Source organism: Corynebacterium faecale, from assembly GCF_030408735.1.
In the GTDB taxonomy this organism is placed as follows: domain Bacteria; phylum Actinomycetota; class Actinomycetes; order Mycobacteriales; family Mycobacteriaceae; genus Corynebacterium; species Corynebacterium faecale.
In genome coordinates this window covers 1654302-1668152 of sequence record NZ_CP047204.1, presented here as the reverse complement: position 1 = coordinate 1668152, position 13851 = coordinate 1654302, and the positions used below count along the sequence as shown (strand labels likewise).

The 13851-nt window shown below is 61.0% G+C and carries 11 protein-coding genes; 10 read left to right on the top strand and 1 reads right to left on the bottom strand.

The window, feature by feature from the left end; genetic code table 11:
• Positions 1-32: 32 nt before the first annotated feature.
• The 9 genes from carA (at position 33) to CFAEC_RS07565 (ending at position 11781) form a co-directional block, all read left to right on the top strand.
• A complete protein-coding gene (gene carA / locus CFAEC_RS07605; protein ID WP_435384279.1) occupies positions 33-1238 on the top strand; it encodes a glutamine-hydrolyzing carbamoyl-phosphate synthase small subunit in 1206 nt (401 codons plus the stop codon).
• A gap of 5 nt (positions 1239-1243) precedes the next feature.
• Positions 1244-4585 carry a carbamoyl-phosphate synthase large subunit gene (gene carB, locus CFAEC_RS07600; protein ID WP_290275616.1) on the top strand — a complete coding sequence of 1114 codons (3342 nt, stop codon included), beginning with the start codon at positions 1244-1246 and terminating at the stop codon, positions 4583-4585.
• Between the two features lie 5 nt (positions 4586-4590).
• Positions 4591-5433 (top strand): orotidine-5'-phosphate decarboxylase, encoded by an 843-nt coding sequence (gene pyrF, locus CFAEC_RS07595; protein WP_290275613.1) that lies wholly within the window; start codon positions 4591-4593, stop codon positions 5431-5433.
• A 205-nt stretch (positions 5434-5638) separates the two neighbouring features.
• The gene (mihF, locus tag CFAEC_RS07590; RefSeq protein ID WP_290275611.1) at positions 5639-5959 is read left to right on the top strand and encodes an integration host factor, actinobacterial type; all 321 of its coding nucleotides are present in this window, start codon (positions 5639-5641) and stop codon (positions 5957-5959) included.
• 6 nt (positions 5960-5965) lie between these two features.
• Positions 5966-6538 (top strand): guanylate kinase, encoded by a 573-nt coding sequence (gmk, locus tag CFAEC_RS07585; protein WP_290275609.1) that lies wholly within the window; start codon positions 5966-5968, stop codon positions 6536-6538.
• Between the two features lie 143 nt (positions 6539-6681).
• Positions 6682-6915 carry a DNA-directed RNA polymerase subunit omega gene (rpoZ, locus tag CFAEC_RS07580; protein ID WP_225213683.1) on the top strand — a complete coding sequence of 78 codons (234 nt, stop codon included), beginning with the start codon at positions 6682-6684 and terminating at the stop codon, positions 6913-6915.
• 180 nt (positions 6916-7095) lie between these two features.
• Complete coding sequence (gene coaBC, locus CFAEC_RS07575) at positions 7096-8370, top strand: bifunctional phosphopantothenoylcysteine decarboxylase/phosphopantothenate--cysteine ligase CoaBC (protein WP_290275605.1); 1275 nt, start codon at positions 7096-7098, stop codon at positions 8368-8370.
• A gap of 141 nt (positions 8371-8511) precedes the next feature.
• Entirely contained in the window at positions 8512-9747 is a 1236-nt protein-coding gene (metK, locus tag CFAEC_RS07570; protein ID WP_290275604.1) for a methionine adenosyltransferase, read from the top strand.
• A gap of 12 nt (positions 9748-9759) precedes the next feature.
• Positions 9760-11781 (top strand): primosomal protein N', encoded by a 2022-nt coding sequence (locus CFAEC_RS07565; protein WP_290275602.1) that lies wholly within the window; start codon positions 9760-9762, stop codon positions 11779-11781.
• Here CFAEC_RS07565 and CFAEC_RS07560 read toward each other — a convergent pair.
• Positions 11778-13004, bottom strand: a complete 1227-nt coding sequence (locus CFAEC_RS07560) for an HNH endonuclease signature motif containing protein (RefSeq protein ID WP_290275600.1) — start codon at positions 13002-13004, stop codon at positions 11778-11780. The two genes, CFAEC_RS07565 and CFAEC_RS07560, sit on opposite strands and share 4 nt — an antisense overlap.
• Positions 13005-13330: 326 nt before the next feature.
• Here CFAEC_RS07560 and def point away from each other — a divergent pair, with 326 nt between their 5' ends.
• Positions 13331-13840 carry a peptide deformylase gene (def, locus tag CFAEC_RS07555; protein WP_290275598.1) on the top strand — a complete coding sequence of 170 codons (510 nt, stop codon included), beginning with the start codon at positions 13331-13333 and terminating at the stop codon, positions 13838-13840.
• The last annotated feature ends 11 nt before the right edge of the window (positions 13841-13851 follow it).

Below are 13851 nucleotides of genomic sequence, written 5' to 3'. Positions count from 1 at the left end.
CGGGCGAACCTACGAAAGGCGACGCTGTCACCGTGAGTACTGACAACAATGCGACCAGCACGGCTCCCGACCACCAGGGCCTGACCGATATCGGTTCTGTTCCTGCCTACCTGGTGCTGGCAGATGGCCGCACCTTCAAGGGCTTCGGCTTCGGTGCCATCGGAACCACGCTGGGCGAGGCCGTCTTCACCACCGCCATGACCGGTTACCAGGAGACGATGACGGACCCGTCCTACCATCGTCAGATCGTGATCAACACCGCGCCCCAGATCGGTAACACCGGTTGGAATGACGAGGACAATGAGTCCCTCGACGGTCGTATCTGGGTCGCCGGCGTGGTCATCCGTGATCTCTCCGTGCGTGTCTCCAACTACCGCGCGACAACCTCCCTCCAGGAGGAAATGGCCAAGCAGGGCATCGTGGGCATCGGTGGCATTGACACCCGCGCACTGGTCCGCCACATCCGCGATGAGGGCGCTGTCGCCGCCGGTATCTTCTCGGGAGCGGATGCGGAGCGTCCGGTTAACGAACTCGTGGAGATCGTCAAGGCACAGCCCTCCATGGAGGGTGCCAACCTCTCCCGGGAAGTCTCCGTGGATGAGGCATATGTCATTGAAGCTGAGGGGGAGGCCCGCCACACGGTTGTCGCCTATGACCTCGGCATCAAACAGAACACCCCCCGCCGCTTCGCTGCCCGCGGAGTGCGCACCGTGATCGTCCCCGCTGAGACCCCCTTCGAGGAGATCAAGAAGTACAACCCGGCAGGCGTGTTCATCTCCAACGGCCCCGGTGACCCGGCAGCAGCCGACACCATGGTGGAGATCGTCCGGGAGGTTCTCGCGGCTGATATTCCGTTCTTCGGCATCTGCTTCGGTAACCAGATCCTCGGCCGGGCGTTCGGCATGGAGACCTACAAGTTGAAGTTCGGCCACCGCGGCATCAACGTCCCGGTGAAGAACCACATCACCGGCAAGATTGACATCACCGCCCAGAACCACGGATTCGCGCTCAAGGGTGAGGCCGGTCAGGTGTTCGACACTGATTTCGGCAGCGCCGTGGTCACCCACACCTGCCTGAACGACGGTGTTGTCGAGGGCGTGGCGCTCGAATCCGGACGCGCCTACTCCGTCCAGTACCACCCCGAGGCCGCAGCCGGCCCCAATGATGCAAGCCCACTGTTCGACCAGTTCGTCGCACTGATGGATGAAGATTCCCAGAACCAGAAGAAAGAGGCGTAAAAGACATGCCCAAGCGCTCAGATATCAACCACGTACTGGTCATCGGTTCTGGTCCCATCGTCATCGGCCAGGCCTGTGAATTCGACTACTCCGGCACCCAGGCGTGCCGGGTACTCAAGGAGGAGGGCCTGCGCGTCACCCTCATCAACTCCAACCCTGCCACCATCATGACCGACCCGGAGATGGCCGACCACACCTACGTCGAGCCGATCGAACCGGAGTACATCGAGAAGATCTTCCAGAAGGAGATCGAACAGGGCAACCGGATCGACGCCGTGCTGGCCACCCTCGGCGGCCAGACCGCCCTCAACGCCGCCATTCAGCTGGATCGTCTCGGCATTCTGGAGAAGTACGATGTTGAACTCATCGGCGCAGACATCGATGCCATCGAGCGTGGCGAGGACCGCCAGAAGTTCAAGGACATCGTAGCCACCATCGGCGGAGAGTCCGCACGCTCCGCCGTCTGCTACAACATGGAAGAGGCTTACGCAGCCGTCGAGGAGCTCGGGCTCCCCGTGGTGGTGCGCCCATCCTTCACCATGGGTGGCCTGGGTTCCGGCATGGCGTACACCATGGAGGACCTGGACCGTATCGCCGGCGGTGGCCTCGCAGCCTCCCCTGAGGCCAACGTCCTGATCGAGGAATCCATCCTCGGTTGGAAGGAATTCGAGCTGGAGCTCATGCGTGACGCCGACGATAACGTCGTGGTCATCTGCTCCATTGAAAACGTCGATGCCATGGGCGTGCATACCGGTGACTCAGTCACCGTGGCACCGTCCATGACCCTCACCGACCGCGAGTTCCAGATCATGCGCGATCAGGGCATCGCCATCATCCGCGAGGTGGGCGTTGACACCGGTGGCTGTAATATCCAGTTCGCCATCAATCCTGTTGATGGCCGTCTCATCACCATTGAGATGAACCCACGTGTGTCCAGGTCTTCAGCTCTGGCCTCCAAGGCCACGGGTTTCCCGATCGCGAAGCTGGCCGCCAAGCTGGCCATCGGTTACACCCTGGATGAGGTCACCAACGACATCACCGGCGTCACCCCTGCAGCTTTCGAGCCAACCCTGGACTACGTGGTTGTCAAGGCTCCCCGCTTTGCTTTTGAGAAATTCCCAGGCTCTGATGACACCCTGACCACCACCATGAAGTCCGTCGGTGAGGTCATGAGCCTGGGCCGCAACTATATCGCGGCCCTCAACAAGGCGCTGCGTTCCCTGGAGACCAAGCAGCTCGGCTTCTGGACCAAACCAGATGACTACTTCGCCGGTGAGCGCGCCACCGATGTCCAGGCTGTCCTGGATGATCTGCGTCGCCCCACTGAAGGACGCCTCTACGATGTCGAGCTGGCCATGCGTCTCGGCGCGACCATCGAGGAGCTCCATGAGGCCTCCTCCATCGATCCATGGTTCCTCGCGGAGCTCCAGGCGCTGGTGGACTTCCGCCAGAAGCTGGAAGACGCACCGGTCCTGGACGAGGCTCTGCTGCGCGAAGCCAAGTTCATCGGCCTGTCTGACCTGCAGATCGCCGCAGTGCGCCCTGAGTTCGCCGGCGAGGACGGCATCCGCCGACTGCGTTACTCCCTCGGCATCCGCCCTGTGTTCAAGACCGTTGACACCTGCGCTGCCGAGTTTGAGGCACAGACCCCGTACTACTATTCCGCGTACGAACTGGACCCGGCGGCAGAGTCTGAGGTTGCACCTCAGAACGAACGCGAGAAGGTCATCATCCTGGGCTCCGGACCGAACCGGATCGGCCAGGGCATCGAGTTCGACTACTCCTGTGTGCACGCCGCCCTGGAACTTTCCCGTGTTGGCTACGAGACCGTCATGGTCAACTGCAACCCGGAGACAGTCTCCACCGACTACGACACCGCTGACCGCCTCTACTTCGAGCCTCTGACCTTCGAAGATGTCATGGAGGTCTACCACGCTGAGGCTGAGTCCGGCACCGTCGCTGGTGTCATCGTCCAGCTCGGCGGCCAGACCCCGCTGGGCTTGGCGGAGCGACTCAAGGCTGCCGGCGTGCCGGTCATCGGAACCTCCCCTGAAGCCATCGATATGGCTGAGCACCGCGGTGAGTTCGGCGACCTGCTTAACCGTGAGGGGCTGCCGGCACCGGCATTCGGCACCGCCGTCACCTTCGAACAGGCCCGTGATGTTGCCAATAACATCGGTTACCCGGTCTTGGTCCGCCCGTCCTACGTCCTCGGTGGCCGCGGAATGGAAATCGTCTACGATGAGGCATCCCTCGAGGACTACATCGCCCGCGCAACCGAACTGTCCGCGGAGCACCCCGTTCTGGTTGACCGCTTCTTGGACAATGCCATCGAGATCGACGTGGATGCGCTGTGCGATGGTGAAGAGGTCTACCTGGCTGGCGTCATGGAGCACATCGAGGAAGCTGGTGTCCACTCCGGTGACTCTGCATGTGCACTTCCTCCGATGACCCTGGGTGCCCAGGATATTGAGAAGGTGCGTCAGTCCACCAAGGCGCTCGCAATGGGCATCGGAGTCAAGGGCCTGATGAACGTCCAGTATGCGCTGAAGGATGACACCCTTTATGTCATCGAGGCCAACCCACGTGCATCCCGCACCGTGCCGTTCGTCTCCAAGGCGACTGGCGTCCACCTGGCCAAGGCAGCCTCCCGCATTGCAGTCGGCGCAACCATCGCGGACCTGCGTGCAGAAGGTATGATCCCGACCAACTACGATGGTGGATCCCTGCCGCTCGATTCCCCGATCGCGGTCAAGGAAGCAGTCCTTCCATTCAACCGCTTCCTCAGTCCGGACGGTGAAACCCTGGACACCCTGCTGTCCCCGGAGATGAAATCGACCGGCGAAGTCATGGGACTGGCAGATAACTTCGGTGCTGCCTACGCCAAGGCTGAGGCCGGCGCATTCGGCGCACTCCCGACCGAAGGCACCGTATTCGTCTCCGTGGCCAACCGCGACAAGCGCAGCCTGATCCTGGCCATCCAGCGATTGGATTCCATGGGTTTCCACATCCTGGCAACCGAGGGCACCGCAGGTATGCTGCGCCGCAATGGCATCGACTGTGAAGTCGTGCTCAAGAGCTCCGACATCCGCGACGGTGTCGAGGGTCGTTCAATCGTCGACCGCATCCGCGACGGAGAGGTCGACCTGATCCTGAACACCCCGGCAGGTTCCGCAGGTGCCCGTCATGATGGCTATGAGATCCGCGGATCTGCCGTCTCCGTCGGTGTCCCACTGGTCACCACCGTCCAGGGTGTCACCGCGGCTGTCCAGGGCATCGAGGCCCTGCGTGACGGGGAGCTCACCGTCCGCGCACTGCAGGAACTCGACCACGCAGTGAAGGCTTAATCGCCTTGGTGGACACATTTGGAGAAAAACTCCTCGAAGCCGCCTCCACCCGGGGGCGGCTGTGTGTGGGAATCGACCCCCACGAAAGTCTCCTGCATGCCTGGGGTCTCCCAGTCAACGTGGAAGGACTCGCTGAGTTCTCCCGCATCTGCGTGGAGGCCTTCGCCGACACCGTGGCACTGGTGAAGCCCCAGGTGGCATTCTATGAACGTTTCGGCTCACGGGGCTTTGCAGTCCTGGAGGAAACCATCGCCACCCTGCGTGAACGGGGTTGCCTGGTTGTCTCTGATGCAAAGCGCGGCGATATCGGATCCACCATGGCTGGATACGCCTCGGCGTGGTTGAATCCGGAATCCCCCTTGTCGAGTGACGCGGTGACCGTCTCGCCCTATCTGGGCTTCGGTTCTCTCGAACCGGCGTTCGCGCTCGCCGAGGAACACGGCAGGGGAGTGTTTGTTCTGGCGGCCACCTCAAACCCCGAGGCGCGGGCTCTGCAGGACCAGACCAGCGCGGCGGGTGTGACGATTTCGCAGCAGATCATCAATGAGGTGGAAGCACTGAATGCCCCTCATATGGCGCGTGGACTGGCGGGCAACGTCGGTGTGGTCGTCGGCGCCACCCTCACCCAGCCGCCGGTGTTATCAGGCCTCGGAGGCCCGATCCTCATGCCGGGTGTGGGCGCACAGGGAGGCACGACTGATGATGTGAACTTGATAGCGGGGGATATGTCCCATCTGGCATTCCCCAACGTCTCAAGGTCTGTCTTGATGCAGGGACCTGATGTGGATAGCCTGAGAATTTCAGTGTCGGAAACCGCCGCTGATTTTCCAGGTTTCCCCAGGTCATGACTATTTGCGAGGCCCTTTCTTGAAAGTCTCTGACCAGCGTGTTTGTCAAGAAAGGACCTCGCCACCTTTGTCTTTGCTGAAGTAGTGCTAGACTAATCCAAAATCGCAGGGTGACACGGTTGGTATTCGCCTCGTGTACCTTCGATTTACCGGGTATAAATGTATCCGTCTGTACATAGAACACACACGAAAACGGAGGAACCCCGTGGCCCTTCCACAGTTGACTGATGAGCAGCGCAAGGCAGCTCTCGCCAAGGCAGCAGAAGCTCGTAAGGCTCGCGCTGAGCTCAAGGAGAACCTGAAGCGCGGCAACACTAACCTCAAGGAGGTGCTGGAGAAGGCTGAGACCGATGAGATCATCGGCAAGACCAAGGTCTCCGCACTCCTCGAGGCTCTTCCCAAGGTTGGCAAGGTTAAGGCCAAGGAGATCATGGAGGAGCTCGGCATCGCTCAGACCCGCCGCCTCCGTGGCCTGGGTGACCGTCAGCGTCGCGCCCTGCTTGAGCGTTTCGGATTCGAGGGTTAATTCTTAGTGTCCGGCGATAACCCACATGGAAGGCTCGTGATTCTTGCGGGCCCGTCAGCAGTCGGAAAGTCGACTGTGGTGGATCGCCTTCGGAGTGACGTCCCAAACCTGTATTTCAGTGTGTCCATGACCACCCGGTCACCACGTCCGGGTGAAGTGGATGGCAGAGATTATTTCTATGTCACCGCACAGGAATTCCAGGAAAAGATCGACTGTGGAGAAATGCTCGAATGGGCAGATATCCATGGCGGTCTGCAGCGTTCCGGCACCCCTGCTGAGCCCGTTCGTCAGGCTCGCGAGGAGGGGCGTCCAGTTCTGGTTGAGGTTGATCTCATCGGAGCGCGTAACATTGCCCAGCTCATTCCTGAAGCTGAAACCATCTTCCTGGCGCCACCGTCATGGGAAGTTCTGGTGGAGAGGCTGACTGGTCGGGGGACCGAGAGCCAGGACGTCATTGATCGCAGGCTGGAAACCGCACGCGAGGAACTGGCGGCTAAGAGCGAGTTCAAACACATCGTTGTCAATGAAAATGTTGATGACGCGGTGGCGGCAATCAAGGCCGTACTGCTCGGCGCTTAGCCAAACGCAGGGCGGTAGGGTATGCTTTATCGATTGAGCATCCTTCCCGCTCTATAAACTACTGTCTACAATCTTTTGAAAAGGTGTCAGTGACCAACGTGAGCAACGAGACCAACGCCACCAAGGCCGTCTTCGATCCGCCAATGGGCATCACCGCCCCGCCGATCGATGAGCTGCTGGACAAGGTCACCTCAAAGTACGCCCTCGTGATCTTCGCCGCCAAGCGTGCGCGTCAGATCAACAGCTACTACCAGCAGGCAGATGAGGGAGTCTTCGAGTTCATCGGACCTCTCGTCACCCCACAGCCAGGTGAGAAGCCATTGTCTATCGCTCTGCGTGAGATCAATGTCGGTCTTCTGGATCATGAGGAAGGCTAACAGCCTGGTCCTGGCCGTGAGCTGATAATTTCACACAACTTTCAACACCCAGTCCGCATCGTCTTCATGGTGCGGGTCACTGGGTGTTTTAAGCATGTCTGCGGTGTCATGTGGCTCCCTCAAAGCGGCTAAAGTGTGGGCAGGACGATCGACCGATGATGAGTGAGGAATCAGACAGCAATGACCCAGCAGCGTGTGAGTGAGCAGATCGGGGACCAGCCGGAGTCGCGGCGCAGAGTTGTGGTGGGTGTGGCGGGAGGCATTGCCGCATACAAGGCATGTCATATCATCCGTGCCTTCAAGGAGGCTGGGGATGATGTCAGGGTTGTGCCCACTGAGTCCGCACTCAGCTTTGTCGGCAGGTCCACATTTGAGGCATTGTCTGGCAATCCCGTATCCACCACCGTGTTTGATGATGTGGATCAGGTCCAGCACGTTCGAGTCGGTCAGGAGGCGGATCTGATTGTCATCGCACCCGCGACAGCCGACCTGATGGCGCGACTCGTCATGGGTAGAGCGGATGATCTACTGACTGCAACGGTGCTCGTGGCCACCTGTCCGGTGGTGGTGGCTCCGGCGATGCACACGGAGATGTGGTTCAATCCGGCAACCGTGGCCAATGTGGAGACCCTCCGTTCGCGTGGCATCACCGTCATCGAACCGGCGCATGGCCGCCTCACCGGCAAGGACACGGGCCCGGGACGCCTGCCGGATCCGGAACAGATCGTGGATATAGCCAACGCGGTGGGCAATGGAGTGGTTCTGGGGCAGGATCTGAAGGGCAAGCGTGTGCTCATCACCGCCGGTGGCACCCAGGAGAACATTGACCCGGTGCGGTTCATCGGCAACAGCTCATCTGGAAGGCAGGGTTTCGCTCTGGGGGAGATCGCAGCCCAGCGTGGAGCCAGGGTCACGATCGTCGCGGGTAACACCGCGGAGCTGTCCACACCGGCGGGCGCGGAGATAGTCAAAGTCAGCTCCACCCAGGACATGTTCGACGCCGTCCAGGAGAAGGCAGGGGAGTCGGACATCATCATCATGGCTGCTGCGGTCGCAGATTTCCGCCCGGACACCCAGGCGGATTCGAAGCTGAAGAAGGGTGGGGATGATGATTCACTGACCACCGTGCACCTGGTGGAAAATCCGGACATCCTCAAGACCACCGTCGCCCGCCGGTCGGAGGGGGAACTTGACTCCAATCCCGTCATTGTGGGTTTCGCCGCGGAAACCGGTGATGCCACCACCAGCGCCCTCGACTACGCCCGCGCCAAGTTGGAGCGGAAGGGCTGTGATCTTCTCATGTGCAATGAGGTCGGGCACGGCAAGGTTTTCGGCCAGTTGCGTAACCGGGGTTGGATCCTGGCTTCTGATGGTTCCGTCACTGAGGTGGAGGATGCCACCAAGCTTGAGGTGGCTGCGCACATCGTCAATGCGGTGGTGGCTTTCACCCGCTGAAAGTCCGAGTGTTTGACCTGCATTTTTTCAGGATATGAAATCAACAGACCCAGTCAATTGTAAAATTAGACAGCTTGGTCTACATTAGGTTGAGTATTTCCACGAACCAACCATGTTCATGTCCTTGAAAGAAGGGTTTCTGTGTCCCAGCCAACCGCAGTCCGTTTGTTCACCAGCGAGTCAGTGACTGAAGGGCACCCGGACAAGATCTGCGACGCAATCTCAGACACCATCCTCGATGCCCTTCTGGCTGCGGATCCACATTCCCGTGTGGCGGTGGAGACCGTTGTCACCACCGGTCTCGTTCACGTTGTCGGTGAAGTCCGCACCAAGGGATATGTAGAGATTCCCCAACTGGTCCGTAATAAGCTCATCGAGATCGGATTCAATTCCTCTGAGGTCGGTTTTGATGGCCGCACCTGTGGTGTGTCCGTCTCCATCGGTGAGCAGTCCCCGGAGATCGCCGATGGCGTGGACACCTCCCATGAGGCCCGTAACAACGGTGACGTGGAAGAGGATGACCGGGCAGGCGCGGGTGACCAGGGTCTGATGTTTGGTTATGCCACCAACGAGACCGGGGAGTACATGCCGCTCCCGATCGCGCTGGCGCACCGGTTGGCCCGTCGCCTCACCCAGGTACGCAAGGAGGGGATTGTCCCTCACCTGCGCCCGGACGGCAAGACCCAGGTGACCTTCGCTTATGACGCCGAGGACAGGCCCTCCCACCTGGACACCGTGGTCATTTCCACCCAGCATGATCCTGAGGTGACCCATGCCTGGTTGGAGGAGCAGCTGCGTGAGCATGTCATCGACTGGGTGATCAGGGATGCCGGAATCGAGCACCTCGCCACCGGAGACATCACCGTGCTGATCAACCCCTCTGGCTCCTTCATCCTCGGTGGTCCCATGGGAGACGCCGGCCTGACGGGCCGCAAGATCATCGTGGACACCTACGGCGGAATGGCTCGCCATGGCGGCGGTGCCTTCTCCGGCAAGGATCCGTCAAAGGTGGACCGTTCCGCGGCCTATGCCATGCGCTGGGTTGCCAAGAACATCGTGGCGGCTGGTCTCGCCGACCGAGCTGAGGTCCAGGTGGCCTACGCCATCGGTCGTGCCAAGCCGGTGGGCCTCTATGTGGAGACCTTCGGCACCAACAAACAGGGTCTGACTGATGAGCAGATCCAGGCTGCGGTCTCTGCCGTTTTCGATCTGCGTCCGGCTGCTATCATCCGTGAGCTTGATCTGCTCCAGCCGATCTACTCGCAGACCGCCGCATATGGTCACTTCGGTCGCACTGATATTGATCTGCCGTGGGAAAGCACCAACCGTGTCGAGCAGCTCCGTGAGGCTCTGAACCTGGCCGAGATCCGCCTATAGTATCTTCAAACTATGGTTAATACCCGCGTCCCCGCTCCTGAAGTGTCGGTGGCGCGGGTTCTCCCTCTCCTGGGGTTGCCGCACCTTGACCGGCTGTTCGACTACCGGGTCACCGCCGATCAGCACGCCGACGCGCAACCCGGCGTGCGGGTCCGCATCCGGTTCGGTGGCAGGCTTGTCGACGCAATCCTCATCGAACGCACCAGCCACACCGACCATAAGGGCGAATTGGCCTGGCTGGATCGAGTCATTTCGCCGGTGGTGGTGTACCCGGAACAGACATCACGGCTCATCGAGGCTCTCACTGATCGGTACGGTGGGGTCCGCTCAGATCTCATCCGTTCCGCCATCCCCAACCGTCATGCGGGGGCGGAGGATTCTGACACCGCCACCTCCTGGGAGGATCTGGGAGTGGCCTCCGAACCGGATCTGTCCTCATGGTCCGCCTATCAGTTCGGTCAGTCCTTCGTGGATGCCGTCCTCGCCGGAACCACAGCCCGGGCAGCCTGGCAGATTGCCCCCGGCGATGATTGGGCCCTGGCGGTTGCTTCGCTTGCAGTGAAGGTGGTCTGCGACGGTGGTGGGGCATTGGTGGTGGTGCCGGATCAGAGGGACGTCGACAAGCTTGAAGCCGCGCTGCGCACACTCGTTGCCGCCAAACAGGTGACCGTGCTCAATGCAGGCCTCGGGCCACAGGCCCGCTACCGGCGGTTTCTCTCCGTGCTCAGCGGGCAGGGGCGCCTGGTGGTGGGGACTCGCAGCGCGGCGTTTGCACCGGTGGCGGACCTGAAACTGGCCGTCATTCTCGGTGATGGCGATGACAACCTGGTGGATCCCCGCGCACCGTATGTGCATGCCCGTGAGGTGTTGACCACCCGTTCCGCCACAGAGGGGTGTTCCCTCATCATCGGTGGACACACCCGGACGGCGGAGGCGCAGCTGCTGGTGGAATCTGGCTGGGCGCATGATCTTGTGGCCCCGAGGGACACCATCCGCACCCGCATGCCCCGGATTCAGGCGGTGGGGGACTCCGACTACGCCCTCGAGCGGGACCCGTTGGCACGCTCAGCACGTCTCCCGGGAGTGGCGTTCAAAGCGGTGCGGGACACCCTCGCGCGGAATGAACCCGTGCTCATTCAGGTGCCACGCAAGGGGTATGTGCCCACGCTGGCCTGTGGAAACTGCCGAACCCCCGCGCGTTGCCGACATTGCAACGGCCCCGTCGGCCTACCTGCTTCGGATCAGAATCAGGCCGGTGTGCCCACCTGCCGGTGGTGCGGACGCCCCGATTCCCGATTCCGTTGCCAGGCCTGTGGATCACCGAAACTACGTGCCGTGGTCCTGGGAACCGAACGCACAGCGGAGGAGCTCGGCAGGGCTTTCCCCTCCACCCGGATCATCACCTCTGGCGGCAACAGGGTGGTGGACCAGGTGGATCATGGTCCCGTGATCGTGGTGTCCACGCCAGGAGCTGAGCCTGTGGTGCAGGGTGCCTATGGCGCGTGCCTGCTGCTGGATACCTGGGCATTGATGGGCAGGCAGGATCTGCGTGCCACGGAGGACACGCTGCAGAAGTGGGCGGCGGCTGCCACCCTCGTGCGCTCCCATCTGCACGGCGGTCAGGTGGTGGTGGTTGCGGATCCCTCCTTCCCGGTCGTGCAGTCGCTCATCCGGTGGGACATGGTGAGTGCTGCCTCCGCGGAACTGGCCGGACGCCGGGAGGTGGGTTTTCCGCCCTCTGTCCACATGGCGGCCATCGATGGAGCAGCTGCTGCTCTGGACACCTTTCTTGAATCAGCGAAGCTACCCGCCAACGCAGAGGTGCTGGGGCCGGTGGATCTCCCTCCTGGTATCACCCTGCCTGGTGAATATGATGAGAACCGGTTCGGTCCGCCGCAGCGCATGCTGATCCGCACCCCGCTGGGTCCCCGCTCGGAACTCGGTAGGGCGTTGCGCGCAGCGCAGGTGGCACGCGCTGCGCGGAAGAATGACCTTCCGTTGCGGGTGCAGATGGATCCGGTCCACATCGGTTAGAAGGGTGGTTCATCCTCCTGCACCTCAGCTGTCCGGGTGGCTTCCTCGTGTTCGGCGGCTGCCGCCCAACGCTTGTGGTGTGCGGTGCGGTACTGGGACACGGTCTGGGCCCACCGTGCACTCTGGGGAGTCAGTGGGCCCTCCGGAACCGTGACCGCCCACTTTCCGTTCTCCAGGATGGTGACCACGATCCCTGTCACCGGATCCTGGAGGTAGACGGTGCGCCCGCAGGTCTTGCCGTTGTGGTGCCGGCGGCAGAGGCAGCACAGGTTGGCGGTGCAGGTGCATCCACCATCGGCGTGGTTGATCCGGTGGTCGAGATCGCAGTGTGTGGCTGGCACCGAGCAGTACGGGGCTGTACAACCGCCATCGCGCCCCTCCACGGCCGCCCTGATGTCCGGAGTGGGATCATGGCCGGCGGCGTGCTTCCCGAAGGCCTTATCCATGTCCTGGGTTCTCGTTGCCTGGGCCGCCCAGTGATGGCCGGTGGCTTCATCCAGCCACCCGATGCCGGATACCCAGGCCGGGGCATGGGCCAGATCTGTGGCACGGTAGATATTGAGTTGAACCGTGATCTTGATCTTGCTGAGGATCAGATCGACGAAAGCCTCGCCCGGGGTTTTTCCAGTGGCTTCGGCATGTCTGGATACGGCGTCAGTGATGAGTTTTCCTTCAACCGGATCCACGGTGGCATAAAGATCTGTGGTGCCATCGGGATTATCGGAGGTGGAGAACTCCTTCTTGCCGGAGCCGGTATTAGTGCCAGTGGCCTTGGGATCCTTGAGCATGTCCCGGATCGCCTTGATCTTGTGGCTGATGGCGCCCGGAAGTGGCAGCGGCTGATTCGGGGCGGATGGTGTGAGGTAATCGGTGAGGAGCTCATCCACAATGGGCAGATGTTCAGGGTTCAACCCGAAGAGTGCCTGGGAGATGCTGATCAGGCGCTGCTGATCAAGGTGGAAGAGCTCATGTTGCCGGATATTGAGGAGCGGTAGATCTGCGAGCTGGAAGAAAGCCATGATCATGTTGGATACTCTCCGACGGGAGAGCCCTGTGGAGATCGCCAGGCTGGCTACGGTGAGCTCGAAATCGGTGTCTTCTCCGGGCATGGCTTGTTCGAAAAACAGGTGGGCCTGTCTGGTGATATCATTCAAGACCACGGCCTGCGGGTCTGCTGGATTGTTAACGGTGTAGTAGTTGATCGGTGTATGGACGGTGTTCATGGTGTCACCCCTCCGGTAACCATGGGTCGTTCATCTGTTCTAATTTACCATAAACCACGCACCGGACACCGGGTGCCCCCGTTGCTTCTTTATAGCCTTTGAGCTGCTCTTTCGTTGCCGTTCGGCCCCTGTCCACGTGCCAAGTGGGCCACCCACCCGGAGCAATGGGCCAGTGGTCGGGGAACAACCTGGATATAGGGCATGTCAAGCCTGGGCGTTAGGATGGGACACACCTTCACTACCCTCAGGTGTGCCCGAGCGCCCGCACGCTACAGTGAATAATTCCCATGAACCCCTTTTGATTTTCAAGGAGACCCACCCCAACCATGACCGTTCGTGACGTCAGACTTTTCGGTGATCCGGTATTGACCAGCAGAGCAGAAGAAATCGTCGATTTCGACGAGTCCCTGGCTGTCCTCGTGGACGATATGTTCGACACCATGGAGGATGCCGGCGGCGTGGGGTTAGCCGCCAACCAGGTCGGCGTGCTGCGGCGCGTGTTTGTCTTTGACTGCAGTCATGTTGACGGTGGCCTGCGGGGGCATGTGATCAACCCGGTGTGGGAGCCGGTGGGTGAAACCACCCAGACCGGTAATGAGGGCTGCCTCTCCATTCCTGATGTATCGGCAGAGACCACCCGCCATGAAACCGTCAGGCTCTCCGGCCAGGATAAAGATGGAAACCCCATCGGCATGGTTGCCTCGGGCCTGCTGTCCAGGTGCATCCAGCATGAGACCGACCATCTGGACGGTGTGTTGTTCCTCAAGCGACTGGATCCTGCGGAACGCAAAGCCGCCATGGGTGTCATCCGTGCCTCCGATTGGTTCAACAAGTAAAGGAATTTCCA

What these genes read in the sequence shown, in the direction of transcription:
- carB (WP_290275616.1), top strand. Translation starts at nt 1,244, where the DNA reads ATGCCCAAGCGCTCAGATATCAACCACGTACTGGTCATCGGTTCTGGT.
- rpoZ (WP_225213683.1), top strand. Translation starts at nt 6,682, where the DNA reads ATGGGCATCACCGCCCCGCCGATCGATGAGCTGCTGGACAAGGTCACC.
- coaBC (WP_290275605.1), top strand. Translation starts at nt 7,096, where the DNA reads ATGACCCAGCAGCGTGTGAGTGAGCAGATCGGGGACCAGCCGGAGTCG.
- CFAEC_RS07565 (WP_290275602.1), top strand. Translation starts at nt 9,760, where the DNA reads ATGGTTAATACCCGCGTCCCCGCTCCTGAAGTGTCGGTGGCGCGGGTT.
- CFAEC_RS07560 (WP_290275600.1), bottom strand. Translation starts at nt 13,004, where the DNA reads ATGAACACCGTCCATACACCGATCAACTACTACACCGTTAACAATCCA.
- def (WP_290275598.1), top strand. Translation starts at nt 13,331, where the DNA reads ATGACCGTTCGTGACGTCAGACTTTTCGGTGATCCGGTATTGACCAGC.